Origin of the sequence: Alkalihalophilus lindianensis, assembly GCF_032843265.1 — a bacterium.
GTDB lineage: Bacteria > Bacillota > Bacilli > Bacillales > Bacillaceae_D > Alkalihalophilus > Alkalihalophilus lindianensis.
Genome location: NZ_JAWJBA010000247.1, coordinates 1 through 276, shown reverse-complemented (window position 1 = coordinate 276; position 276 = coordinate 1). Strand labels below are relative to the sequence as shown.

Genomic DNA, 276 nt, shown 5'->3' with positions numbered 1-276 from the left:
CTTCAGCTACCGTCATGATGTCATATTGGGCAAACGTTTCATCCTTTAACTCTTGAAGAAACGTGTGAATTCCGGCAACATTCATCATCTTATCAAAAGCGGGAACATATTTAAGCCCTTTTGGATTCGACATATCCATAAGGCCTTCCTCTTTTTTAATATGACTGATGGCATCGACCCGGAACCCGTCGATTCCTTTATCAAGCCACCAATTAATCATCTGATAAAGCTCAGAGCGAACGGCCTTGTTTTCCCAATTTAAATCAGGCTGTTTTC

The 276-nt window shown here is 41.3% G+C and carries 1 protein-coding gene; it reads right to left on the bottom strand.

Annotated elements, in window-relative coordinates:
• On the bottom strand, positions 1-276 hold a 276-nt coding region (locus RYX56_RS22130; protein ID WP_317124087.1), incomplete at both ends, for an alpha-amylase family glycosyl hydrolase.